The organism is Bordetella bronchialis, assembly GCF_001676705.1.
Classification (GTDB): domain Bacteria; phylum Pseudomonadota; class Gammaproteobacteria; order Burkholderiales; family Burkholderiaceae_B; genus Bordetella_C; species Bordetella_C bronchialis.
This window is the reverse complement of sequence record NZ_CP016170.1, coordinates 5089998-5113953: the sequence shown is the minus strand read 5'-3', so window position 1 is coordinate 5113953 and position 23956 is coordinate 5089998. Positions and strand designations below refer to the sequence as shown.

The 23956-nt window shown below is 67.4% G+C and carries 26 protein-coding genes and 1 tRNA gene; 10 read left to right on the top strand and 17 right to left on the bottom strand.

Annotated elements, in window-relative coordinates; translation table 11 throughout:
* The first annotated feature begins 28 nt into the window (after nucleotides 1-28).
* The 5 genes from BAU06_RS22430 (at nucleotide 29) to BAU06_RS22410 (ending at nucleotide 4704) form a co-directional block, all read left to right on the top strand.
* The gene (locus BAU06_RS22430) at nucleotides 29-955 is read left to right on the top strand and encodes an ABC transporter permease (RefSeq protein WP_231933937.1); all 927 of its coding nucleotides are present in this window, start codon (nucleotides 29-31) and stop codon (nucleotides 953-955) included.
* A 4-nt stretch (nucleotides 956-959) separates the two neighbouring features.
* Nucleotides 960-1823, top strand: a complete 864-nt coding sequence (locus BAU06_RS22425) for an ABC transporter permease (protein ID WP_066355817.1) — start codon at nucleotides 960-962, stop codon at nucleotides 1821-1823.
* Nucleotides 1824-1826: 3 nt separating this feature from the next.
* On the top strand, nucleotides 1827-3572 hold the full coding sequence (locus tag BAU06_RS22420) for a M14 family metallopeptidase (protein ID WP_066355815.1): 1746 nt from the start codon (nucleotides 1827-1829) through the stop codon (nucleotides 3570-3572).
* Nucleotides 3573-3736: 164 nt separating this feature from the next.
* Nucleotides 3737-4333, top strand: a complete 597-nt coding sequence (locus BAU06_RS22415) for a cysteine hydrolase family protein (protein WP_066355813.1) — start codon at nucleotides 3737-3739, stop codon at nucleotides 4331-4333.
* 280 nt (nucleotides 4334-4613) lie between these two features.
* Nucleotides 4614-4704: transfer RNA gene (locus BAU06_RS22410), tRNA-Ser, on the top strand.
* A 37-nt stretch (nucleotides 4705-4741) separates the two neighbouring features.
* On the opposite strand, the gene BAU06_RS26780 is transcribed toward BAU06_RS22410, so the two are convergent.
* Nucleotides 4742-4894, bottom strand: coding sequence for a hypothetical protein (locus BAU06_RS26780; protein WP_415834849.1), 153 nt, complete (start codon nucleotides 4892-4894; stop codon nucleotides 4742-4744).
* A gap of 388 nt (nucleotides 4895-5282) precedes the next feature.
* On the opposite strand from BAU06_RS26780, the gene BAU06_RS22400 reads away from it, so the two are divergent.
* A complete protein-coding gene (locus tag BAU06_RS22400) occupies nucleotides 5283-5924 on the top strand; it encodes a DsbA family oxidoreductase (RefSeq protein WP_066355809.1) in 642 nt (213 codons plus the stop codon).
* Between the two features lie 53 nt (nucleotides 5925-5977).
* On the opposite strand, the gene BAU06_RS22395 is transcribed toward BAU06_RS22400, so the two are convergent.
* Nucleotides 5978-6559, bottom strand: a complete 582-nt coding sequence (locus BAU06_RS22395) for a hypothetical protein (RefSeq protein WP_066355807.1) — start codon at nucleotides 6557-6559, stop codon at nucleotides 5978-5980.
* Between the two features lie 294 nt (nucleotides 6560-6853).
* Here BAU06_RS22395 and budC point away from each other — a divergent pair, with 294 nt between their 5' ends.
* Complete coding sequence (gene budC / locus BAU06_RS22390) at nucleotides 6854-7618, top strand: meso-2,3-butanediol dehydrogenase (RefSeq protein WP_066359577.1); 765 nt, start codon at nucleotides 6854-6856, stop codon at nucleotides 7616-7618.
* 26 nt (nucleotides 7619-7644) lie between these two features.
* On the opposite strand, the gene BAU06_RS22385 is transcribed toward budC, so the two are convergent.
* The 4 genes from BAU06_RS22385 to BAU06_RS22370 all read right to left on the bottom strand — a co-directional run bounded on the left by BAU06_RS22385 (nucleotide 7645) and on the right by BAU06_RS22370 (nucleotide 11229).
* On the bottom strand, nucleotides 7645-8175 hold the full coding sequence (locus BAU06_RS22385) for a hemerythrin domain-containing protein (RefSeq protein ID WP_066359575.1): 531 nt from the start codon (nucleotides 8173-8175) through the stop codon (nucleotides 7645-7647).
* 263 nt (nucleotides 8176-8438) lie between these two features.
* Nucleotides 8439-10058: a chaperonin GroEL gene (gene groL, locus BAU06_RS22380; protein ID WP_066355801.1), complete on the bottom strand. Its 1620-nt coding sequence runs from the start codon at nucleotides 10056-10058 to the stop codon at nucleotides 8439-8441.
* Nucleotides 10059-10093: 35 nt separating this feature from the next.
* Nucleotides 10094-10411, bottom strand: a complete 318-nt coding sequence (groES, locus tag BAU06_RS22375) for a co-chaperone GroES (protein WP_066355799.1) — start codon at nucleotides 10409-10411, stop codon at nucleotides 10094-10096.
* Between the two features lie 173 nt (nucleotides 10412-10584).
* Nucleotides 10585-11229 carry a diguanylate cyclase gene (locus BAU06_RS22370; RefSeq protein WP_066355795.1) on the bottom strand — a complete coding sequence of 215 codons (645 nt, stop codon included), beginning with the start codon at nucleotides 11227-11229 and terminating at the stop codon, nucleotides 10585-10587.
* A 227-nt stretch (nucleotides 11230-11456) separates the two neighbouring features.
* On the opposite strand from BAU06_RS22370, the gene BAU06_RS22365 reads away from it, so the two are divergent.
* Complete coding sequence (locus BAU06_RS22365) at nucleotides 11457-12281, top strand: DUF2243 domain-containing protein (protein WP_066355794.1); 825 nt, start codon at nucleotides 11457-11459, stop codon at nucleotides 12279-12281.
* A 75-nt stretch (nucleotides 12282-12356) separates the two neighbouring features.
* Here BAU06_RS22365 and BAU06_RS22360 read toward each other — a convergent pair whose 3' ends face one another.
* The 11 genes from BAU06_RS22360 to BAU06_RS22310 form a co-directional block, all read right to left on the bottom strand.
* Nucleotides 12357-13703, bottom strand: a complete 1347-nt coding sequence (locus BAU06_RS22360) for a class-II fumarase/aspartase family protein (protein WP_066355792.1) — start codon at nucleotides 13701-13703, stop codon at nucleotides 12357-12359.
* A 73-nt stretch (nucleotides 13704-13776) separates the two neighbouring features.
* Complete coding sequence (locus BAU06_RS22355; protein ID WP_066355790.1) at nucleotides 13777-14739, bottom strand: Bug family tripartite tricarboxylate transporter substrate binding protein; 963 nt, start codon at nucleotides 14737-14739, stop codon at nucleotides 13777-13779.
* A 69-nt stretch (nucleotides 14740-14808) separates the two neighbouring features.
* Nucleotides 14809-15480 (bottom strand): 3-oxoacid CoA-transferase subunit B, encoded by a 672-nt coding sequence (locus BAU06_RS22350; RefSeq protein WP_066355788.1) that lies wholly within the window; start codon nucleotides 15478-15480, stop codon nucleotides 14809-14811.
* Nucleotides 15477-16145 (bottom strand): 3-oxoacid CoA-transferase subunit A, encoded by a 669-nt coding sequence (locus BAU06_RS22345; protein ID WP_066355787.1) that lies wholly within the window; start codon nucleotides 16143-16145, stop codon nucleotides 15477-15479. The genes BAU06_RS22350 and BAU06_RS22345 overlap by 4 nt, the downstream gene beginning before the upstream one ends.
* A 37-nt stretch (nucleotides 16146-16182) precedes the next feature.
* Nucleotides 16183-17352, bottom strand: coding sequence for an acetyl-CoA acetyltransferase (locus BAU06_RS22340; protein WP_066355784.1), 1170 nt, complete (start codon nucleotides 17350-17352; stop codon nucleotides 16183-16185).
* Nucleotides 17349-17768: a Zn-ribbon domain-containing OB-fold protein gene (locus BAU06_RS22335; RefSeq protein ID WP_066355779.1), complete on the bottom strand. Its 420-nt coding sequence runs from the start codon at nucleotides 17766-17768 to the stop codon at nucleotides 17349-17351. The genes BAU06_RS22340 and BAU06_RS22335 overlap by 4 nt, the downstream gene beginning before the upstream one ends.
* Nucleotides 17769-17787: 19 nt before the next feature.
* Entirely contained in the window at nucleotides 17788-18690 is a 903-nt protein-coding gene (locus tag BAU06_RS22330) for an SDR family NAD(P)-dependent oxidoreductase (RefSeq protein ID WP_197509366.1), read from the bottom strand.
* A gap of 278 nt (nucleotides 18691-18968) precedes the next feature.
* A complete protein-coding gene (locus tag BAU06_RS22325) occupies nucleotides 18969-19205 on the bottom strand; it encodes a hypothetical protein (protein WP_066355776.1) in 237 nt (78 codons plus the stop codon).
* Nucleotides 19206-19221: 16 nt separating this feature from the next.
* Nucleotides 19222-19827, bottom strand: a complete 606-nt coding sequence (locus BAU06_RS22320) for a YbhB/YbcL family Raf kinase inhibitor-like protein (protein ID WP_231933936.1) — start codon at nucleotides 19825-19827, stop codon at nucleotides 19222-19224.
* 133 nt (nucleotides 19828-19960) lie between these two features.
* Nucleotides 19961-20239 carry a hypothetical protein gene (locus BAU06_RS22315; RefSeq protein ID WP_066355772.1) on the bottom strand — a complete coding sequence of 93 codons (279 nt, stop codon included), beginning with the start codon at nucleotides 20237-20239 and terminating at the stop codon, nucleotides 19961-19963.
* 137 nt (nucleotides 20240-20376) lie between these two features.
* On the bottom strand, nucleotides 20377-20637 hold the full coding sequence (locus tag BAU06_RS22310) for a hypothetical protein (RefSeq protein ID WP_066355770.1): 261 nt from the start codon (nucleotides 20635-20637) through the stop codon (nucleotides 20377-20379).
* 257 nt (nucleotides 20638-20894) lie between these two features.
* On the opposite strand from BAU06_RS22310, the gene BAU06_RS22305 reads away from it, so the two are divergent.
* Together BAU06_RS22305 and BAU06_RS22300 are read left to right on the top strand one after the other, a co-directional pair.
* On the top strand, nucleotides 20895-22076 hold the full coding sequence (locus BAU06_RS22305; RefSeq protein ID WP_066355767.1) for an NAD(P)/FAD-dependent oxidoreductase: 1182 nt from the start codon (nucleotides 20895-20897) through the stop codon (nucleotides 22074-22076).
* Between the two features lie 151 nt (nucleotides 22077-22227).
* Complete coding sequence (locus BAU06_RS22300) at nucleotides 22228-23886, top strand: argininosuccinate lyase (RefSeq protein WP_082993787.1); 1659 nt, start codon at nucleotides 22228-22230, stop codon at nucleotides 23884-23886.
* Nucleotides 23887-23956 lie beyond the last annotated feature (70 nt).

Here is a 23956-nt window from a genome sequence, read left to right as displayed (position 1 = left end):
GCGGGCGGTCCCGGCACCGGACGCAGAGATGATGATCGCTTTTCTAATCAAACGTATCCTGCAGGCGGTTTTCGTCATCTTGGCGGTGACCCTGCTGGTTTCCTATGCCGTCCGCATGACCGGCGATCCGGCCATCATGCTGAGCCAGGGCGCGGGCAGCGTCACCGAGCAGGACCTGCAGAATATCCGCGAGGCGCTGGGGCTGAACCGGCCGTTCTCCGTGCAGTACCTGTCCTATATGCATGGCATCGTGACGGGCGATTTCGGCCGCAGCTTCATGGGCGGGACGTCCGTGTCGCACCTGATCGGCGATGCGCTGCCGGCCACGCTGCTGCTGGCCTTCGTGTCACTGGCCCTGTCGCTGGCGATATCCATCCCCCTGGGGGTGCACGCGGCCGTGCACAAGGGCAAGGCCGCCGACCAGGCGATACGCATTTTCTCCCTGGTGGGGCTGTCGTTTCCCAACTTCTGGCTGGCGCTGATGCTGGTCCTGCTGCTGTCCATCACGTTTCCGCTGCTGCCCCCGTCGGGCTGGGATGGGCCGGTCAGCCTGATCATGCCGGCCTTGACCATGGCGATCATCCTGAGCGCGACCAATGTGCGGCTGGTGCGTACCACGATGCTGGAGACCCTGTCGGCGCAGTACATCATGGTGGCGCGCAGCAAGGGCCTGAGGGAGCGCGTGGTGCTGTACAAGCATGCGCTGCGCAATTGCTCGATCCCGCTGATTACCTACATGGGCCTGCAGTTCGGCGGCCTGATCGGCGGCATCGTCGTGATCGAGAAAGTCTTCAACTGGCCCGGCATGGGCACGTTGGCCTTCGATGCCATCGCGGCGCGCGATTATCCGGTGCTTCAGGGCGCGGTAACCGTCCTGGCGCTGGTCATCATCATCGTCAACCTGCTGGTCGACATCGCCTACGGCATCGTCGATCCGCGCATCCGCATACGCTGAATCCATGCAAACGACGCTGACTGAAACCGCAGGTAAGCGGCGCTCGCGCCACCGTTTCCGCTCCCTGGAATTCGTCATGGGCGTGGTGCTGACCGGCGCCGTGGTGCTGGCGGTGCTGCTGTCGGGCTGGCTGTTCCCCGACGGCGGCGAGGGCATGGACCTCGCGGCGCGCCTGACGCCTCCGTTCCAGAGCCTGGCGCATATCCTGGGGACCGATCCGCTGGGCCGCGACGTGCTGGCGCGGGTGGTGGTGGGCGGGCAGATTTCGCTGACGGCCGGCTTCGTGTCGGTGCTGTTCGGCGCGCTGTTGGGCACCGTCATGGGCCTGATCGCCGGCTACTACCGCGGCTTCTGGGACGTACTGGTCATGCGCTTCGCCGATGTGCAGCTGGCGCTGCCCTTCATCCTGGTGGCCATCACCTTCATCTCCATCCTGGGCGGCGGATTGTTCAACGTGATCTTCTTCATGGTGATTTCGCAGTGGGTGCAATATGCGCGCCTGGTGCGCGGCCAGGTGCTGGCGCTGCGGGAGCGCGAATTCGTGCAGGCCGCGCGGGCCTTCGGCGTGCGCGACCTGGCCATGATCCGCCATCACATCGTGCCCAACCTGCTGGGGCCGCTGATCATCCTGATGGCGCTGAACGTCGCCAACAATATCCTGCTGGAAAGCAGCCTGACCTTCCTGGGCCTGGGCGTGGATCCCACCATACCCAGCTGGGGCGGCATGCTGGCCGACGGCCGGACGTATCTGCAGACCGCGTGGTGGGTGAGCGTGTTCCCCGGACTCGCCATCATGCTGACCGTACTGGGACTGAACCTGCTGGGCGACTGGCTGCGCGATCGTCTCGATCCGACTGGAAAGGTATAAGCCATGACTGTGTTGCTGGACCGCAGTATCGACCGCACGCTGGACGCGTGGGTGCGTGAGTTCGGGCAGGACGAATACCGCGGCGCGCGGGTGCAGGCCTGGCTGTTCGAGGACGAGGCGGCGCGCCGCGCGGCGGAGCGCCGGCTGGCCGCTGTGGGCGTGACGGCGGTGTTCCGCAGCGCCTACAAGCCGCTGGTGCATTTTTTCCTGGAAGAGGTCGACACCGAAGGGCTGCAAGCGGTGTCCGTGCGCTATCCCGTGCGGCAGGAAGCGGTGCAGCGCCGTTTCTCCCTGGAGGCCTATCCCCTGGCCGGCCTGCTGGACGGCATCGACCTGGAATTCGTCGCGGGCGACGCCGACCTGCACTACGAGGTAACGCTGCAATATGCCGACGGCCGTGTGGAGACGGCGTCCGTGTTCGCGCCCAATCGCGTGGCCGACGACCATGCCGGCGTGGTCAATCTGTCGCCCACCGGATGGGTGCGGGTGGAAGGGCGCGAGGACGGCGTGGAGATCGACGAAGCGCGGCCCACGGAGTTTTCCCAGGCATTCAGCGCGATCGTCGCCGCCGTGCGCGACCATCGCTGGGGGGACACCGAGCCCTATTTCGAGCGCCTGGACATCCGCGTCGATATCCCGGGGATCGAACGCGACCTGCACTACCACGACGAAGTCATCAGCACGGTCGAGGCGCTGCACGAGGACTTGTACTTCGGTTTGCTGGAGGTGTTCCAGCGGCATTCCGGGCGGCCGCTGGGCAATCGCGGCCTGCAACCCGGGCAGATCGTGCCCGATGTGCGGCGTGTCGATGGACCGGCGCGCGTGCGCGTGGCGCTGCAATCCTTTCCCGCCGTCGCCCAGGTGGCGCCGGACGCTGCCGGCCTGCCGCTGGACGAGGTGGACGGCGCGCTGTCCTTCGGCCGCATCGCGCACGAGATGGAACGCATCGGGGGCGAGCCCTACACCGCGCGTACGCGGCAGGGCCGCCCGGTGCTCTGTACCTATCTGAAGGGCTCGAATAAGCCCGTGGTCATCTCCGGCGGCCAGCATGCCAACGAGACGTCCGGCGTGGTTGGCGCCCTGCGTGCCGCGCAGGTGCTGCGGCGGCAGCCGGGTGCGCACTTCGTGCTGTTCGCGTCGGAGAACCCCGACGGCTATGCGCTGCACCGCGAGTTGTGCGAGCACAATCCGCGCCACATGGCGCATGCGGCGCGTTATTCGGCCCTGGGCGATGACCTGGCCTATCGCGAGCGCGCGCCGTGGTACGAGCGCGAAGCGCGCCGCAAGGCTTATGAGCTGAGCGGCGCGCAGTTGCACGTCAACTTGCATGGCTATCCGGCGCATGAATGGACGCGGCCTTTGTCCGGTTACCTGCCGCGGGGTTTCGAGCTATGGACGGTGCCCAAGGGATTCTTCCTGGTGCTGCGGCACCATCCCGGCTGGGTGGACCAGGCCGATACGCTGCTGCGCCATGTGTCGGCGCGGCTCGCCGAGAAAGTGCCGGGCCTGGTGGAGTTCAATGCCCGCCAGATGCGCATGTTCGAGACGCACGCCCTGCAGCGCGGGTTCGAGGTGATGAACGGCATACCCGTGCAGCGCACCGAAGGCGTCGGGGAAGACGTGCCGCTGGTATTGATTTCGGAGTTTCCGGACGAGACCATATACGGCGAGCCGTTCCGGTTCGCGCATACCGTGCAGATGGAGACCGTGCTGGCGGCGGTCGAAGGATATCTGGCGCTGGAGCTCTGACGAGCGGGGCCGCTGCCCAAGGCGGGGTGACCGATGCATCGTCTGCTTTGAGCAGTATTCCGGTCCGGGCATTTCGATGGTCTTGAACGGCTTCGGTCGTGAGCCGTTCAGTTTTGTTCGAGCGCCGTCGGTTGTCCCGATCAGCCTTGAACAGGGAGAGCGAAATGGGCAAAGCCACTTCTCTTTTTTTGGTGCTGGACATGCAGAACGATCTGGTGCACCCGGATGGGCCGGCCGGGAACACCCCGTTGGGGGCGCAGGTCCGTGAGCGCCAGCTGATCGCCAAGACCGCGGCAGCCATCGCCAAGGCCCGCGCGGCCGGGGTCGCGGTAGGCTTCGTGCGGGTCGGGTTTTCCGAAGGTTATCCGGAATGCCCGCCGGCATCGCCGGTGTTCGCGGCGGCGGCGCAGCATGGCCTGTTCAAGCTGGGCGCCTGGGGCACGGAGATCCACCCGGACCTGGAGCAACGGCCCGGCGACGTCCAGGTGGTCAAGCACAGGGTCAGCCCGTTTTATTCGACGACACTGGAAGTGCAACTGCGCGCGCGCAACGTACAGCGGATTTATTGCTCGGGCGTGTCCACCCAGGCGGTGGTGCAGGCCACCGTGCGGGACGGCCACGACCGGGATTACGAGATGATCGTGCTGGAGGATCTGTGCGCGGCACACAGCGCGCAGGAACACGAGAATTCCATCGGCAGCATCGGGCGCTTCTGCAGAATCGAGTCCAGCGATACGGTGGTGTTCGCGCAGCCGGGCTGAGGCGACGCGACAGCGGCCGCAAAACTCTGCTAGAATCGCGGATTGCCGTTTTCCGGGTCGGATCCTATGCCGATCCGTGCGTTGGGTGGCCGGATGGCCGAGGCAGGCAGGGCCGTGGTAGCGGCCCGCGGGTTTCGGGCAAACGGGCAGCGGTGGGGCAGCGGTGGGCAGAGCGGTAATCGGCCCGCCCGCGCCCATAGGCGAAAAACGCAGGAAAACGCCGGGAAACCGGTCTTAGCAGGCAAGACGGGCTTCCGCAGCCCGCAGCAGTACCGGATCAGGACAGGTGGCCGAGTGGTTGAAGGCGCACGCCTGGAAAGCGTGTATACGTCAAAAGCGTATCGGGGGTTCGAATCCCCCTCTGTCCGCCAGAAATCCAGAACAATCAAAGTAGTTTGCGACACCGGCTCAGCGAAGCGGCTTGATATTACGCATCCGTAGCACGCCGTTCCATCGCTCGGTTTCCTCCGCGATCAGTTCCTGGAAGGCCATCGGCGTGTTGGGGGGCTGGGGTGTGGCGAAGGCTTGCCGCGCCATGGGGTCGTGCAAGGCGGGGTTCATCAGCGCGGCGTTTATCGACCGATTCAGTATTTCGACGACATCGGTTGGGGTGGCTGTCGGTGCGCAATGAGTTGTGCCAGCGCGTCGGCGCTACCACCGGGCGGGAAACCGATCACCAGGGTAACGGGACGTTGCGGGTACGCCGCTTCCTGGTCGGACGCCGCTACCGCCCATGGCATGGCGGCACTCGCCAAGGCAATGGCCGCCAGGTCTCGCTTAAGATGATGCATCTCGTCTCCGTCCTACTACTGTTGTCGGCGACATGTCGGCATGACCTCGCGAAGCGTCCGCGACATGAGTAAAAGGATGATCTGCCCCGACGGGGCAGGCCTGAGTAACGGGGACGACATATGCGTTCAGAGAATCTTGCGAGAACGGAGGTACGTCAGTGACCCTGGCCCTGAGAATAGATTTCGTGTCCGATGTGGCGTGCCCCTGGTGTGCAATCGGTTTGTCCTCGCTGCAGCGGGCGCTCGAGAACGTGGGCGGCCTGGTTCAGGCGCAGATCGTCATGCATCCCTTCGAGCTGAATCCCGATATGGGACCGGAAGGCGAAGCCATCGTCGACTATATCGGCCGGAAGTACGGCCGCACGCCCGAGCAGATCGCTGAATCGCAGGCCATGATCCGGGAGCGCGGTGCCGGCGTGGGGTTCAGCTTCGGTCCGCGCACACGGGTCTATAACACCTTCGACGCGCACCGCCTGCTGTTCTGGGCCGGGGTCGAGGGCGAGCAATTGCCCCTGAAGATGGCGCTATTGCAGGCCTACCATTCAGATGGCAAGGATCCCAGCAAGCACGATGTGCTGGTCGACGCGGCACGGTCCGTCGGCCTGGATGCCGATCGTGCGCGGGATGTCCTGGAAAGCGGCCGGTATGCCGACGAGGTGCGCGCCGAGGAGCAGCAATACCTGGGGATGGGTATCCAAGCCGTGCCGGCGATCATCTTCAATCGGAAGTATCTCGTCAGCGGAGGGCAGCCGGTCGAGGTTTTCGAGCAGGCGATACGGAAGATCGCCGCGCAGGGCTAGTCTGCCCGGAACAGGACGCGATAGGCCGTGCCGCGCGCCCGTGCCGGCGCGGCCTAGCGACTCTTGCGATTCCGAAGGCTGACGAGCAAGACGCTGAACTCAGCAGGCAGCGTGGGCACAAGGATGGAGACACGGGTTTTGCCGTCGGGCAGCGGAACCAGCCTGTTCCGGCAGTTTTCGGCCTTGGTTCCGCACGCCACCCGGTAGTCGAGCGAGCGGACATTCTGCGGCAAGGTGGTGTACCGGATCGTGACGAGGGCTTCCGTCCCGGCCCTTTCGGTATAGCTGATGGTGGCCACCGTTTTGCCTAGCGTCATCCTGTCCTGGGTGGCCGTCCAGCGGATGTAGGCGTCGCAGCCGCTCTTGATGTTCAAGGGAAGCGGAAGCGTTTGATCCTGTACGACGTCGAAAGTCTTCATGCCCGGGTTCGTTACGCAGTCGTTGTGCGCGTCCCACATCACCTTGAGCGGCGCATTTACCAGGTTGCGCCACGTGACTGTGCCGGCGCCGGATGCCTGGGCCGCCGCGGATGTACAAGCCCACAGGATCACGGCAAGTGGCGCGGAGGCCAGCAGCGTTGTCCGGGGCGGGGTTGCCCGCTCGATGGGGCGTGGCCGAAATTGTTCGCGGTGCATGTCGAGTCCCCGATCTGTGGCCGCGGAACCGCTCGCCAAGACAAGCGCGGCGCATCGCTGCGGCGGTAGTGCCAGCATGTCAGCGGCGCGCCGTTTCGGATAGGGTGCGCGGCTTGCGGGCAGGTACTTTTCTGTATCCGCGGGTGAGACGCGCTCGCGCGCGGGGCGGGCGAGGGGGCTCCGCGACCGGCGGCGCGTGGCGGTATGCCGTTTGCGTCCCGCCTGATTCTTCGCGGCGCCGCCTGCCTCGGCGGCCGGCGCCCTTGCTCAGCAATCAGGAGGCACGGCATGAACATGACGCGATTCACGGACCAGGTTGTCATCGTGACGGGAGCCGGGTCCGGCATAGGCGAGGCCACCGCGCGCCGCTTCGCCGACGAGGGGGCCAGGGTAGTGCTGGTGGGCCGCACCGAGGAAAAGCTGCGCAAGGCCGCGGCCGGCATGCCGGCCGACCGGGTAATGATCTGCGCGGCGGACGTATCGCGCATGGAGGACGTGCAGCGCGTCGTCGATGCCACGATAGCGCGCCATGGCGCCCTGCATGTGCTGGTCAACAACGCGGGAGTGGCGCCGGAGGGCAAGATCACGGAGGCCAGCATGGACGACTGGCGGCAGGTCATGGCGACCGACGTGGACGGCGTCTTCCACGGATGCCGCGCGGCCATCCCGCACCTGATCGAGACGGGCGGGTCCATCGTCAATGTTTCCTCTGTTTCGGGCCTGGGCGGGGATTGGGGCCTGAGCTTCTACAACGCCGCCAAGGGCGCCGTCACGAACTTCACCCGCGCGCTGGCCATGGACCATGCGCGCGACGGCATCCGCATCAATGCCGTTTGCCCCAGCCTGACGCGTACCGACCTGACCAGGGATATGTATGGCAACCGCGAGCTGATGGACAAATTCGCTGAGCGCATCCCGATGGGACGCGGCGCGGAGCCGGAGGAAGTGGCCGCCGTGATCGCCTTTCTGGCCAGCGACGACGCGCGCTTCGTCAATGGCGTGAACCTGCCCGTGGACGGAGGACTGACCGCGTCCAATGGCCAGCCGCCGCAGGCTTGACTGCTGGCGCGCGAGCTGAAGTAGCTTCAGCGCAAGGCGGCCCGCACCGCGCAGCCCATGGCCAGCACGGCCAGGGCGCCCAAGGTGAAGGTGGCCATCGGCATGCCGCGCGCCATGTCGCGCGCGATTTGCCCCGTCCGCGGACAGGCCAGTTGCAGCCGGCGGCGCGTCATCTCGCGGCCCAGCTCCTGCAGGCGCGCTTCGGAGAACCGTCTTTCCGCTTCGGGCAGCACGACGGTTTCCTCGTCGGCCACGTGATGGATGACGTCGCGCATGAGCGCCATCAGGGTCTCGTCATAGCGCGGATCGTCCGGCGTCATGGTGCGCAGTTCGTCGATCAGGCGCCGCATCTCCATGTGCTCGGGCACGCTTTTACGCAGGACCTCGTTGTCCGTGACCGCCCGCACGGCGGGGTAGAAAATCTCTTCTTCGAGCGTGGCGTGGATCTCCAGCGCCGTACAGATGACGCCGACCAGGCCGGCCTTGCGCGAAGCGGGAAGGTCCTCGTGGTAGCGATGGAATGTGGACAGCACGTGCGTGTGGTCCAGGCGGATCATGCTGGTGGCGCGGGGCATCAGGCGCTGGTACAGCGGCTGGCCGCGACCGGAGGCGGGTTGCGCGGCGTCGAAGGGCATTTCGGTGGCGTTCATGGCGGTCTCTTGAAGTGGGGAGCCGGAAGTCGGCCGGAACGTGCCAGGGGCAAGCGTCATTCCTGCCCGTCCTTGCAAATGAAAAAAGCCGCGCCGCCGTATCGCGGCGCGGCTTGGTGCCGCTATGGACGGGTCCGGCTACTCATCAATTGCCGGCCGCTACTCCGCCATCAATAGTCCATTTCCGGCGCCGGCGCGGCCGCCTTTTCTTCCTTGGGCAGCTCGGCGACGGTGGCATCGGTGGTCAGGATCAGCCCGGCGATCGAGGCGGCGTTCTGCAGGGCGGTGCGCGTGACCTTGGTGGGGTCCACCACGCCGGATTCCAGCAGGTCGCCATATTCGCCGGTGGCGGCGTTGTAGCCGAAGTTGCCGCTGCCCTCCAGCACCTTGGCCACGACCACCGAGGGCTCTTCGCCCGCGTTGGCCACGATGGCGCGCAGGGGGGCTTCCAGCGCCCGCAGCACGATGCGGATGCCGGCATCCTGGTCGGCGTTGGCGCCCTTGAGCTGGCCGATGGCCGACCGGGCGCGCAGCAGGGCGATGCCGCCGCCGGGGACGATGCCTTCTTCCACCGCGGCACGCGTGGCGTGCAGGGCGTCGTCGACGCGGTCTTTCTTCTCTTTCATCTCGACTTCGGTCGCGGCGCCCACCTTGATGACCGCTACCCCGCCAGCCAGCTTGGCCACGCGTTCCTGCAGCTTTTCGCGGTCATAGTCGCTAGTGGCCTGTTCGATCTGCGCCTGGATGGACTTGACCCGCGCATCGATGCGCGACTGCTGGCCCGCGCCGCCGATGATGATGGTGTTTTCCTTCTGCACCTCGACGCGCTTGGCGCTGCCCAGGTCTTCCAGGGTGGCCTTTTCCAGCTGCTTGCCGGTTTCCTCGGAGATCACGGTGGCGCCGGTCAGGATGGCGATGTCTTCCAGCATGGCCTTGCGGCGGTCGCCGAAGCCGGGCGCCTTCACCGCCGCCACCTTGAGCACGCCGCGCATGCTGTTGACCACGAGCGTGGCCAGCGCTTCGCCTTCGACATCCTCGGCCACGATCAGCAGCGGCTTGCCGGCCTTGGCCGACGCTTCCAGCACCGGCAGCAGTTCGCGGACGTTGGAGATCTTCTTGTCGTGCAGCAGCACCAGCGGGTCGTCCAGGGTGGCAACCTGCTTTTCGGGATCGTTGATGAAGTAGGGGCTGAGATAACCGCGGTCGAATTGCATGCCCTCTACCACGTCCAGCTCGTTTTCCAGCGACTTGCCGTCCTCGACGGTGATCACGCCTTCCTTGCCGACTTTATCCATGGCGTCGGCGATGATCTTGCCGATGGCCTCGTCGGCATTGGCCGACAGCGCCGCCACCTGCGCGATTTCCTTGCCGGTGGAAATGGGCTTGGACTGCTTGCGCAGGGCGTCGACGACGGCGGTCACGGCCTGGTCGATGCCGCGCTTCAGGTCCATGGGATTCATGCCGGAAGCAACGAACTTCATGCCTTCCTGCACGATGGCCTGGGCCAGCACGGTGGCCGTGGTGGTGCCGTCGCCGGCCACGTCGGCGGTCTTGGAGGCGACCTGCTTGACGACCTGGGCGCCCATGTTCTCGAACTTGTCCTTCAGCTCGATTTCCTTGGCCACGGACACGCCGTCCTTGGTGATGACGGGGGCGCCGAAGCTGCGCTCCAGCAGCACGTTGCGGCCTTTGGGGCCGAGGGTCACCTTGACGGCATCGGCAAGGATGTTGACGCCTTTGACCACGCGGGCACGGGCAGTGTCATGGAATTTGACGTCTTTCGCGCTCATGTTCTACTCCACTCGCATAGATAGCCTGGCCGCGATCACGCGGCTTTTTTCAGTTCGCCGCTGTCCTGCTCGAAGATGCCGAAGACATCTTCCTCGCGCATGACCAGCAGCTCTTCGCCGTCTACCTTGACGGTCTGGCCGGAGTATTTGCCGAACAACACGCGGTCGCCGGCCTTCAATTGCATGGGGCGGACGGTGCCGTCCTGCAGCACCTTGCCACTGCCGACCGCGATCACTTCGCCTTGTTCGGGTTTTTCGGTGGCGGAGTCCGGGATCACGATGCCGGAGGCAGTCTTGCGCGCTTCTTCGATTCGCTTGACGATAACCCGGTCGTGAAGGGGACGAATCTTCATGATTGATCTCCTAAGCGATGACAGATCACCTGAAACGGATCGATGCCTTGCCGGCGCCGGGCCCTGCCCGTGGCCGGGGGAAGGCATCCGCGAACCGGTAGTCGCCGGTCCGCGGACGTGATGTAGGGACGGCCGCCAGGCGCTTCAAGAGGGTGTCCGACGGCGACGTTGTATCAGTGTGTATCAGGAAGAATGAGCCGATCCACCCGGCCGAGCCGGTAGACGAAGCGCTGGTCGCGGGCCTCCATCCAGGGGCGCGGGCGGACCGGGCAGGGCGGCGGGCGGCCCCCGCCTTCGTCCACCGTGCTGTCTTCGTCGCCCAATTGGGACCAGACGCCGGCCTTGCGAGGGCGGAACATCCAGCGGACGTAGCCGCGCCGGGCGGCCATCTCCATCAAGGCCGGGCGGTCCGGGAGGTCGGCGACCAGTGTTTCGATGCCGTCCTCCGCGTCGGGGTAATCGCCGAAGGCGCGGCGGCAGGCCAGGGCCTCCGCGGCCGGTGCGCCCAGCCGCCGCCAGGGGCGGTGGGTGACCCGTTCGACGTCCCAGGCGCCGAACCGCCAGGCGGCGTCCAGCATGGCCTGGTCGACGGTGGCCATGGAATCCCAATGCGCGTCGATCTGCAGCGCCGATCCCGGCACCGGGCGGGGCGGCATCGGCACGCCCGGCACATGCACCGGCGTCTCGCGCCGGAAGCCATGCCAGTGCAGCATCAGCAGGACGGGCGTATCGACACGGGCAGCCGCCGTCACCGTGACGGCGTACAAGGGCAGGCGCATCGCGTCATGGTGCGCCTTGATGGTTTCGAACAACTCCATGTTCACCTCGCAGCGATTCCGCCGGGGCTCGGGCCGGGACGGCATGCCAACGCGGTGGCACGCGACGACGGACGCCGGCCGGCCCCGACAAGCAAAATTTAGGCATTTCCCGTCCGCCTTACAAGCGGCGATGCGGCCCCGCCGCAGCGGGCGCGGAAGATGCTGCGGCGGCCCGGGGCGCGCCATGGGGCGCGCATCGGCGCGAGGACAATCGGCGCGAGGACAGCATGGACCGGACATTCATCCCGCGGCGGGCGGCGACCCGCTATTCCTCTTCCTATACCTGGGCGGGCTACACGCTGGGCTTCGCCATGAGCGGATTCTTCGACGGCATACTGCTGCACCAGATCCTGCAGTGGCATCACCTGCTGTCAGGCCTGACGTCCGCGCGCTTCGCCGACCTGCGGATACAGATCATGGCCGACGGCCTGTTCCACGCCCTGATGTACGTCATCGCGCTGGCTGGCTTCTATATGCTGTATCGGGCGCGCGCCGATTTGTCCTTGCCGCGCGCCGGCAGGCGGCTGCTGGCGAATTTCTGGATCGGCTTCGGCGTATGGCACGTCGTCGACGCGCTGCTGTCGCACTGGATCACGCGCATCCACCGGATCCGCATGGACAGCGACTATCCGCTGGCCTGGGACCTGGCCTGGCTGGTGGCCTTCGGGCTGGTCCCGCTGGCGGTGGGATGGTGGATGCGGCGGCGTCCCGGCGCATCGCCGTCCGCGCCTGCCGGGCTGGCGATGGGGCTGGTGGGCGCCTGCCTGCTCGCCGGAACGGCAAACCTGTTGCCGCTGCGCGGCGGCGGCGACACCCTGACCGTGGTGCTGCGTCCGGGGGCCACCGGCGCCGGGGTACTGGCCGCGCTGGAGGGCACGCAGGCGCGCGTGGCCTGGAGCGATCCGTCCGGCGCCGTATGGGTGCTGCGCGGCCAGGCCGGGCTGGACGCCTGGCGGTTCTACCGCCAGGGCGCGATGTATGTGGGCGGCCAGGGCGCGCTGGCGGGATGCGCGGGCTGGCTCGCGGAGGCTAGAACCCCGTTTCGCGGATGACCACGACAAAGTCGTTTTATTTCCATCGCGCCGGCATGCGGGCGGACGCATGCCTACGCGCCCGCAGCCGGTCCGTCAGCGTGCCGGGAAGGCCCGCATGCGATCCACCATCCGCGGCGCGGCGCCCAGGTAATTGCCCGGGTCGCACAGCCTGTCGATGGCGGCGCGGTCCAGGTGCTGCGTGACGCGGGCTTCGCGTTCCAGCACCTGGGCGAGCGGGCAGCGTTCCGCCAGCGCGGCACGGCAGGCGTCGTACACCACGTCGTGCGCGGTCTGGCGGCCCAGGTAGGGCGCAAGGCCCATCATCACGGCTTCCGCGACGATCAGCCCGCCGGTCAGGTCCAGGTTCTGCCGCATGCGCCGGGTGTCGACCTCCAGTCCGCCCAGCATGAACTTGGCCTGGCGCAGCGCGCCGGCGGTCAGGACGAAGGATTCGGGAATGGCGGACCACTCGATATGCCAGGGCCCGGTGGCGCGCTCGAAATCCTGCACCATGGCGTCCAGCGCCAGTCCTGCATGTTGCCGCACGGTCTTGGAGGCGCTGAGCATCAGTTCGCAGGAAATGGGATTGCGCTTCTGCGGCATGGTGCTGGAGGCGCCCCGGCTCTTGACGAAGGGCTCGAAGGCTTCGGCGATTTCGTTGGTCATCATCAGCATCACGTCCAGCGCGATCTTGCCCAGCGATCCGGCCACCAGTCCCAGGAACTGGATGGTTTCGGCCAGGCCGTCGCGCGCGACGTGCCAGGTGACCGGCGCCGCATGCAGCCCCAGTTCGCGCATCAGCGCCTCTTGCACGGCGATGCCCTGTTCGCCCAGCGAGGCCAGCGTGCCCGCCGCGCCGCCGAACTGGCCCACCAGCGCGCGGGGCCGCAGCTGGGTCAGCCGCTCGCGGTGGCGGCGGACCATCAGCAGCCATACCGCGGCCTTGTAGCCGAAGGTGATGGGCAGGGCATGCTGCAAATGGGTGCGGCCCGCCATGGGGGCGTCGCGGTAGCGCTGCGCCAGGCTGTCCAGGATGCCGTCCAGTTCGACCAGGTCCGCCTCGATCAGGTCGAGCGCCTCGCGCACCTGCAGCACCGTGGCCGTATCCATGATGTCCTGCGTGGTGGCGCCCCAGTGCAGGTATTCGCCCTCCGGGCCGCACATGCGCGCCAGCTGGTGGACCAGCGGCAGGATGGGATAGCCGACGATCTCGGTTTCGTGCCGCAGCACATCCAGGTCCAGGGCGGCCGCGTCCGCGCGCGCGGCGATGGCATCGGCGGCGGCTTGCGGGATGATGCCCAGCCGGCCCTGCACGCGTGCCAGCGCCACCTCCGTTTCGACGTAGCGGCGCAGCGTGGCCGCGTCGTCGAACACCGCGCGCATCGCGGCGGTGCCGAACATATCTTTGAAAATAGCGGATTCGATTACGGAAATAGGCATAGTGTCGGTGCTGCTCGGGTTCGATGATGAGACCCCGCGCGCGTCCGTGGCCGGAGCGCGCCGGGCGTTGCCGCTACTGGAGCTTGATGTCGGCGTCCTTGACGACCTTGGCCCAGCGCGCCGTTTCCTGCTTGATGTAGTCCATGAAGCCGGCGGGATCGGAGGGGGACGGGATATAGCCCAGGTCTTCGACCGTCTTGACGAACTTGGGATCCTTGACCGCTTCGGTCAGCGCCTTGTTCAGGACGCCCACCACGTTATCGGGCGTGCCCGCCGGCGCCAGCAGGCCGTACCAGCCCTGGACTTCGTAGCCCTTCAGGCCGGCCTCCTGGACCGTGGGCACGTCGGGCATCAGCGCCAGGCGTTCGGGGCTGGTGACGGCCACGGTATGCAGCCTGCCCGCCTTGGCCAGGTGCAGCGAGTCCGGGCCCGCGAACACCGCGTCCACTTCGCCGCCCATGGCGGCCGTGACCGACGGGCCGCCGCCCTTGTACGGCACGTGCAGCAGTTTGACGCCCGCGGTGGTGGCGAAGAGCTCCGTGGCCAGGTGGCTGGTGTTGCCGTTGCCCGCCGATGCCACCGACAGGCGGCCGGGGTTGTCCTTGGCGTACTTGATGAACTCCGGCACGGTCTTGGCCGGGAACTTGGGGTTGGTATAGAGGACGAGCGGCAGCTTGGCGACCATGCCGATGGACGTGAAGTCCTTGACGGAATCATAGGGCAGGTTGGGGTACAGGCTGGGATTGATCGCGTGGGCGGCCAGCACCATCACCATGGTATAGCCGTCGGGCTTGGCCCGCGCCACATACTGGGTGGCGATGACGCCGCCGGCGCCCGGCTTGTACGAGACGACGATGGGCACGCCCAGTTTTTCCTGCAGCGCGGCCGACAGCGGCCGCGCCACCGCGTCCGCCGTGCCGCCGGGCGGGTAGGGGATGATGATCTCCACGGCGTGGTCGGGGAAGGACGCGGCGTGCGCCACCGTGGCCAGGCTCAGCGCCGCGGCGCCCAGCAACTGTTGGATCAATCGTTTCATCGTGCTTGTCTCCGGTATGCGCCCGTGGGTCGATGTGCCTTCATGGCGCGGGTGTCGATAGGGGTTGGGTCAGATCAGGGCCACGTCGTCGGCGTAGCTCAGGGGCGCGGCCGTCGCGGCCTGCAGGGCTTCGCGGCTCAGACCGCGCGCCATGGCGCGCACCACGAAACCGCGCGCGGGGTCGACGTCGATCACGGCCATGTCCGTGTAGATGGTGTCCACCACGCCCTTGCCGGTCAGCGGAAAGGTGCAATCGCGCAGCAGCTTGGGCCGGCCGTCGCGGGTGGTGTGCTCCATCACCACGATGACCTTGCGGGCGCCGGCGACCAGGTCCATGGCGCCGCCTATGCCCGGCACCGCCTCGGTATCGTTGGTGGCCCAGCTGGCGATGTCGCCCTGGCAGGAAACCTGGAAGGCGCCCAGGATGGTGGCGTCCAGGTGGCCGCCGCGCATCATGGCGAAGGACAGCGACTGGTCGCAGATGGACGCGCCGGGAATGAGCTGCAGGCGCGCCTTGCTGGCGTTGATCAGGTCTTCGTCGCCCGGGTCGCCGGCGGTGACGTCCTCGATGCCCAGGATGCCGTTCTCGCTGTGCAGGATGATTTCCTTGGCGGGATCCAGGTACTTGGCGACCAGCGTGGGCATGCCCAGGCCGATGTTCACGTAGCTGCCCGGGGCGATCTCGGCGGCCACTTGTTGCGCGACGCGGTCGCGGCTGAGTTTGTTGGCGCTTTGGCTCATTTGCTGTCCTTGCGTACGACGCGGCCGACGAAAATGCCGGGGGTGACGACGGATTCGGGATGGATCAGGCCCAGGGGCAGGATGTCGTCCACCTGCACGATGGCGGTCTCCGCCGCCATGCACATCACGGGGCCGAAGCCGCGGCCCGCCAGGCGGTAGGTCAGGTTGCCCCAGCGGTCCGCGTGGCAGGCCTTGACCAGCGCGAAATCGGCACGCAGCGGTTCTTCCATGACGTAGCCCTTGCCCTGGTACACGCACTGCGGCTTGCCCTCGGCGATGGGCGTGCCGTAGCCGGTGGGCGTGTAGAAGGGGCCCAGTCCCGCGCCGGCGGCGCGCATGCGCTCCAGCAGCGTGCCTTGGGGAACCAGTTCCAGCTCGATCTTCTTTTCCCGGTACAGCGCGGTGAATACGTCCGCGCCGGAGGACTTCGGATACGTGCAGATCATCTTGCGCACGCGGCCGGCCGCCAGCAAGGCCGCCAGGCCGGTGGTGCCGGTGCCGGCGTTATTGCTGATGATGGTCAGGTCCTTCGCGCCGTGGTCGATCAGCGCGTGCAGGAGCTCGCGCGGCAGGCCCGAGTCGCCGAAGCCGGTCACCATGACCGATGCGCCGTCGTGGATGCAGGACACCGCTTCGCGCAGGGAGGGGAATATCTTGTTGATCATCTCTGTCTCGTTCTATGCGTATTCCGTGCGTCCGGCGCTACAGCGCCGCGGCTGTCCCGAAGATGGCCGTGGACTGGCTGGACAGCGTCGCGCCGTTGCCGTGCACCAGGGCCACCTCGCAGGGCTGCTGCCGCTCGCCCGCCTGGCCGCGCAGCTGGCGCACGGCCTCGATCACCAGGAAGACGCCGTACATGCCCGGGTGGCCGAAGGACAGGCCGCCGCCGTTGGTGTTGACGGGCAGCCTGCCGCCGGGCGCGATGGCGCCGCCGGAGACATAGCGTCCGCCTTCGCCCTTGGGGCAGAAGCCCAGGTCTTCCAGGAACAGGATGGTGTTGATGGTGAAGGCGTCGTACAGGCATAGCAGGTCGATGTCGTCCGTCGACATGCCGGCCATGCGCAGGGCGCGCGGGCCCGATTCCGCCGCCGCCGTCACGGTCAGGTCGTCCATGCTGGAGATCTGCCGGTGCCAGACGGCCGTGGCATTGCCCAGCACATAGGCGGGCGGATGCGGCAGGTCGCGGGCGCGATCGGCGCGCACCAGCACGAAGGCCCCGGCGCCATCGGTCAGCAGGCAGCAGTCGCGCACGGTAAGCGGATCGCACACCATGCGGGCGTCCAGCACGTCCTGGATGGACAGCGGGTCCCGCGAGTAGGCTTCCGGATTGAGCCGCGCCCAGGCTCGTGCCGCGACCGCGACTTCCGCCAGCTGTTCGCGCGTGGTGCCGTACTGCGCCATGTGCCGCGCCGCCGCCAGCGCATAGGCGCTGATAGGCTGCATGGGCTCGTAGGGCGTTTCGTAGGGCTGCGGGTCCAGCACCTGGCGCATCTTGCCCACGGCGGCGCGGTTGACGGTGCCGGTGCGCTGCGTGCTGCCGTAGCACACGAGCACCGCGTTACACACGCCGGCGGCCAGCGCCTGGATGGCGGGCAGCAGGTGGGCGACGAAACTGGAGCCGCCCAGCATGGTGCTGTCGATGAAGGCCGGCCGGATGCCCAGGTATTCGGCCACCGGCATGGCCCACATCGTGGCCGAGGCGCTGCAGGTGCACAGGCCGTCGATGTCCGACATGCGCAAGCCGGCATCGGCCACCGCGCGCGCCGCTGCCTGCGCCAGGATTTCCATTTCGGTGTAGCCGGCGGCCGAACCCATGCCGGCCTGGCCCACGCCCACCACCGCGGCCGCGCCGCGCAATGCGTTTCCGCTCATCGTGCCTGCTCCGTCAGGGTGAACACCACCAGGTTCTGTTCGCCCTCGCGGCGGATGTGCGCGCGGACGCGGTCGCCGATGCGGGGCAGGGCGGGATCCACATCCTCGACGCGGCTCATCATGCGCACGCCTTCGTCCAGGTCGACCAGGCACAGGTTGCGGTCGCCGCCGGCCTGGGCCGGCCGCCGCATCACGGTGGTGGAATAGATCGTGCCCAGGCCGGACGGCGCCACCCAGTCGAAGTCCTGGCCGCCGCAGGCCAGGCACGCCATGCGGGGATAGAACTGCGCCTTGCCGCAGGCGCGGCAGTGGGGCAGGCGCCACTCGCCATCGGCGAGATAGCGGAAATAAGTCTGTTCGGGACCGAGCGGGCCCGGGGGCGGGCTGTCGCCGCGCCCATTGTTTTCCTTGGACATGCGGATTCCTCGCGAAAATTCAGATGGGATCCCAGCTCACCACGTCGGGCGAGCGTTCCAGTGCGTAGAAGCTGGCGCGCATGGCGGGTATGGCGATGTCCGCGATCGATTGCGGCGTCCAGCCCTCGCTCATGTGCACCGAGCGGACGGGGCGGGGCTGGCTGAACAGCAGGATCTCGTTGGCGCGCACGCCGAAGATCTGCCCGGTGACGCCGGCCGCGGCATCGCTGGCCAGGAATACCGCCATGGGGGCGATCTTGCCGGCTTCCATCTTCTTCAGCTTCTCGACGCGCGCCGCCTCTTCCGGCGTGTTGGCCGGAATGGAGTCGGTCATGCGGCTCCAGGCGAAAGGCGCGATGCAGTTGGAGCGCACGCCGTATTTCTGCATGTCGAGCGCGATGGATTTGGACAGGGCGACGATGCCCAGCTTGGCGGCGGAATAATTGGCCTGGCCGAAATTGCCCACCAGGCCCGAGGTGGACGTCATGTGGACGTAGGCGCCGCCGTTCTGCGCGCGGAAATGCGGCGCGGCCGCGCGGCTCACGAAGAAGGTCCCATGCAGGTGCACGTCGATGACGGACCGCCATTCGTCTTCTTCCATGTTGTGGAAGAAGCGGTCGCGCAGGTTGCCGGCGTTGTTGACCACGGCGTCGATGCGGCCGTAGGTGTCCAGCGCGCAGGCGACGATGCGGCGGGCGCTGTCCCAATCCGACACGCTGTCGGTGCATGCGACCGCCTGGCCACCGGCCGCGCGGATTTCTTCGGCCAGGTTTTCCGCCACGCCGCTGTCGCCGCCCTGGCCCGAAAGCGATACGCCGACGTCGTTGACCACCACGCGGGCGCCGGCCCGCGCCAGGGCGTGCGCGATACCGCGCCCGATGCCGCCGCCGGCACCCGTTAGAACCACTACTTTGTCTTCCATGTCACCCGTCCACCGATGGGAGGCGGCCGCGGCCCCTGCCGCATGCCCGCCGGCGCCTTGCATCACGCTGTTTATATGTCTATACATAATATTATGTACAGGACATATTCCTGTCAACAGGCACGTCGCGGCTGCCGTCCGTGGCGGGACGCGCCGGCATGTTCGAGGCATGGAGGAACGGGAAGGAACCGGCCGGGCGCCGATCCGCGCGGCGGCAGGACCGCTATAAGGCCCGGCCGCGATCCCGGCCGATGTTCACAGGCAGTGGTGCGGGCGGCTCAGCCGCCGACCGAGCGGTTCTGTGCCGCGCCCAGTACGTCGTCGACGCGCGCCTCGTAGGCCGCGCGCGCGTCCGCCGGCCACTGCGGACGATGCTGATCCAGCCAGGCCAGCACGTCCACCTTCATCTGGGCGATGAAGGTTTCGGGGTCGGGCTGCTGGCCGGCGATAAGGCGCACCAGTTCCGACAGGATGCGGGCGTCGGCGGCGAGCGGGGCGAAGTCGGAGTCGGTCATGGCAAGCTGCCTGGGATCAGGTTATCGATGGCGAGCCCACCTGCGTGGCCGCGAGCGCGGGGTTCAAGGTGTAGGTCCCCGTCAGCGAGCATTCCGCCAGTATCAGGCCCTGCATGGCCTGGACCACATCCGGGCCCGTGAAAGGCTCCGGCAGCGCCAGGCGCGGGACGGACAGGGCGTACACCGTGAAACGGTAGCGATGCGGGCGGGCATCGTTCCAGGGAGGCTCCGGTCCGCCATAGCCCTGTCCCACGCTTTCGTCCCGGCCGGGCGTGCCGGCATAGTCGTTCCGGCCCCGCCGGCAAGGGGGCGTGGCGTAGGCGGCCGTGCCCGGATCCCCAGGCAGTGCGACGAAAGCGCCTTCGTCGATCTCGCGCACGGTGCCCGGCAGATCGGCCAGCACCCAGTGATAAAACACGCCACGCGGACTGTCGACGGCCAGCACGATGGCGGGGTTGTTGACGCCCGACCGGTCTTCGGGCGCATCGAGGTCGACACACAGCAGGGCGAACGATGCCGTGTCTTCCGGAACATCGTCCCAGGCCAGTTGCGGATTGAGGTTTTCCGCGGGGACCAGGATGGTGGGGCCGCTGTTGCGGGAGAGCGCATATCGATCCGGCATGATCTCTCCGTCCAGAAATGAAAGGCTGCTGAGCTTCACTATTCCGCCGCTTGCTGATGTCGTGGGAGCCGCCCACTTCGTTGCGCGGGACGTGTGTCCTTCCCGCGGCGCGGCGTTGCTGCAAGCCTCGTACCTATGGCCGCCGTTCCTGCCCGGCATGGTCTGCCGCCCGCAGGTCCGCGGATGTCACCATGATGTCGCCGGCGCGCGCGGCGCCCACTTGCTGGGCCACCGCATGGATGCTGCGAAAGTTGGCGCGGTATGCATCCAGCAGGCGGGCGTCGCTGTCGTCGGCGCCGAAGTACTCCCGCAGCGCGGCGCCCGAAACGCGTACCGTGCGCAGGCCTTCGGGGAAGTGCATCGTGAAACGGACGTCGCCGCCTTCGGCGCGGGCATCGGGGTCGAAGCTCATGGCTGCTCCTGGGATAGCCGCGCGAGTGCGGCGGGAGGACGCTGTCCATGGGCAAGCGCCGTGCGCGCTTTCGCCCGGACCCGGACATGCGCGGCAATGGCGGTGGCGCTCATCCGTGGCAAAAACTGCCCGAGCATCTAGTCGAAGCGGCCCGCGCGGAATTCCTCTGCCGTCAAGGGCGTGTCCCATGCGGCCTGGGGCAGGACGCCGGACGTATCGGCATCCGCATCGCCGCCGACGGAAGCGAGCAGATCGGCCATCCGGTCCGCGGCGCGGGTAAGAGGCGGATGCCATGACGGGCCCGCTTGTTTTGCATCGCCGTCGCGGCGGCGGTGCGGCGACGGTTGCAGCGACCCGTAGGCGACGGGGGGCGAGTAAGCGTTCTGCACGTTGGACATGGTTGCTCCACAAAAAGGTGCGTTCAGAAGCGGGATGGGCCCAAGGCTGGGCCCGGACGCCCTGGCTTGACCACGGCGCCTGTGTGGTCATGGCGGTCCAGGAATTCCAGGCGGGGCCGTTGAAGCGATCTCATGCGGCACGCGGCAGCGTGGGCTGGCGGAATGCGCGGATACCGGCTCCGGGCAGGGCAATCTCCAACAGCCAGCCGCCGCGGGGAGTGGCATGATCGCCCTTTCATGCCCCTACGGATGCGCATATGAGTCCAGCCCAATGTCCTCGCCATGACGTCGCCATCATCGGCGGCGGCATCGTCGGTTCCAGCACCGCCTTCTTCCTGAAACAGGCCGACCCCGGCCTGTCGGTCTGCGTGATCGAGCCGGATCCCAGCTACGAGTTCGCCTCCGCGCTGCGGGCCTCGGGCGGTTGCCGCGTGCAGTTCACCTGTCCCGAGAACATCGCCATGTCGCGGTTCAGCATAGACTTCATCAAGTCGTTCGACCGGACGATGGGCACGGCGACGCAGCCCGCCAATATCGATTGGGTAGAGGGCGGCTATCTGTTCATCGTGCCGCCTGCCGGCATCGCCAACCTGGAGCGCAACGTGCGGCGGCAGCAGGCGCATGGCTGCACGGTGGATCTGCTGACGCCTTCCGAACTGAGGCGCCGGTTTCCCTCCATGAACGTGGCGGACCTGGGCGCCGGCGCGCATACGCCCCTGGATGGCTGGTGCGACCCCTACGGACTGCTTTGGGGGTTCCGGCGCAAGGCGGTGGAACTGGGCGTCGAGTACGTGCAGGACCGCGTCGTGGCCGCCGACGTGGACGCGGCCAAGGCCAAGGCCGTGCGGCTGGAAGGCGGCGGCATGCTGTACGCCGACAGCTTCGTCAACGCGGCCGGGGCATGGAGCGGCGACGTGGCGCGCTTCTTCGGCATGCACCTGCCTGTGTCGCCGCTGCGCCGCTTCGAGCATTACTTCACGGCCGGCAACCCCATCGAGCCGCTGCCTTACGTCAAGGATGTCGCGCGCCTGGCTTTTCGTTCGGAGGGCAAGGGATTCTCGGGCGGGCTGGTGGCCGGCGACGCCGCGCGCGGCTACAACTTCGAGGTGGACCACAATTATTTCGAAGAGGTGGTGTGGCCCGCGGTGGCCCATCGCTTCCCGCCCTTCGAAGCCGCCAGATGCCACCGCACATGGTCCGGGCTGTACGAACAGAACGAGCTGGACGGCAATCCGGTCATCGGGCGCTGGAACCGCCGGCTGCCCAATCTGCTGACGGTGGCGGGTTTCTCCGGCCACGGGATGATGCACGCGCCGGCCGCCGGGCGCGGCATCGCCGAACTGATCGTCCATGGCGGCTTCCAGACGATAGACCTCTCGCGCCTGGGATACGAAAGGGTGGAGGACGGGCAGCCCTACGCGGAGGAAGGGATCCTGTAGCGGTATCCACGCGCACCGGGGATGGCGCGCCGAAGCGATGCCGTCGCGCGGTGGCATGACCCGGCCAGGCGGAGCGGCGGGCTGTCTGGCGGGCTGTCTTATCGGACGTGCATGGCCTATAGAATGGGGGCCCACCAAGAAGGAGGCCCCCATGAGACCCGAGCCGCGACGCCGTTTCCTTACCCCGAGCTGTATCGCCATTGCCTTGAGTTGCCTGACTTGTTGCCTGACTTCCGTCGCGGCGGCACAGTCGTCTCCCGCGGCGCCGGCACAGTCATCGTCCGCGGGGGCGCCCCAGGCCCCCTCGTCCGGCGCGCCGGCGGCGGCCGTGCCTTCCGCCGCCAGCGGCAGGATCGGCAAGGCGCCCGGTCGCGACGAGTTCTTCTGGCTGGGCGAAATCAACAAGGCCACCGCCGTGATCAATACGGACGAAGGCCTGCTGGACAAATCCATGGCGCCGCGCCTGGCCGCCGCGGTGGCCAAGGTGATCCAGGACGGCGACCAGCCCGGGGCCAAACGGCCTTCCACCGTCATCACTTTCGAGCCGCTGCTGATCAAGGCGGGCGGCCTGGACGTTACCCTGCTGCACGCCGGCCGTTCCAGCCAGGACATGCACGCCACCTACCGCGCGGCCATCCTGCGCGACAAGCTGCTGGAGCTGGCCAGCCAGTTGAACGCGACCTCCACCACGCTGATCGATCTGGCGGCCCGGCATGTCGACACCATCGTTCCCAACTACACGAACGGCGTGGCGGCCCAGCCCAATAGCTACGGTCACTATCTGCTGGGCTACGCGGCGGCCCTGGACCGCGACGCGCAGCGCATCCGCGAGACCTACGCGCGAGTCGACCGCTCGCCCATGGGTACCACCGTCCTGAACGGCACCAGCTGGCCGCTGGACCGCAAGCGCATGGCGGACTACCTCGGGTTCCCCAAGCTCGTGGACAACGCCTACGATGCCTCGCAGCTGTCCTCCATGGACGAGCCGGTGGAAGTCTCTTCCATTGTCACCGCCGTCGCGCTGCACGCCGGCAACTTCATCGAGGACATCATGACCCAGTACGCGCAATCGCGTCCCTGGATCCTGCTGGAGGAAGGCGGCGGCAATACCTATGTGTCCAGCGCCATGCCGCAGAAGCGCAACCCCGGCCTGCTCAATTCCACGCGCAGCGATGCCTCGACGGCCGTTACGCTGGCGATGGGGCCCATCATCCAGACGCACAACATCACCCCGGGCATGCCCGACCCCAAGGACGTGGAACAGAACTCCGCGATGGTGGACAGCGCCATCAAGGTGTTGAAGAAATGGGACCGCGTGCTCAAGGCCCTGGTGATCAGCCCCGACCGCGCGCTGGAAGAGCTGAACAGCGACTGGACGGCTTCGCAGGAGCTGGCGGACCTGCTGATGCGCAAGTACAAGCTGCCGTTCCGCGAAGGACACCACTTCGCGTCCCAGGTGGTGGAGTACGCGCGGCAGAACAATATCAAGCCGCTGGAATTCAAATATGCCGACGCGCAGCGCATCTATGCGGAGACGGTCAAGGGCACCAAGTATGCGCAGGAGCTGCCCATGAGCGAAGCGGAATTCCGCGCCGCGCTGGATCCCGTGGCCATCGTCAGGAGCCGCGCCACCTCGGGCGGCCCGCAGCCGGCGGAAATGGCGCGCATGCTGAAGGAAGCGCGCGAGAAGCTGGCCGCCCAGGATGACTGGATCAAGCAGCGCCGCGCGCATATCGACGATGCCCTGTCCCGCCTGGACAAGGACTTCGGCCAGCTGGTCGCGAGCGCGCCGCCCGCCCCCGCGAAATAGGCGGAGCGCCACGGCCCCTTGACGGGCCGGCGTCATCCTGGGTAGCGGCCGCCCCCGGGAACCATCGGAT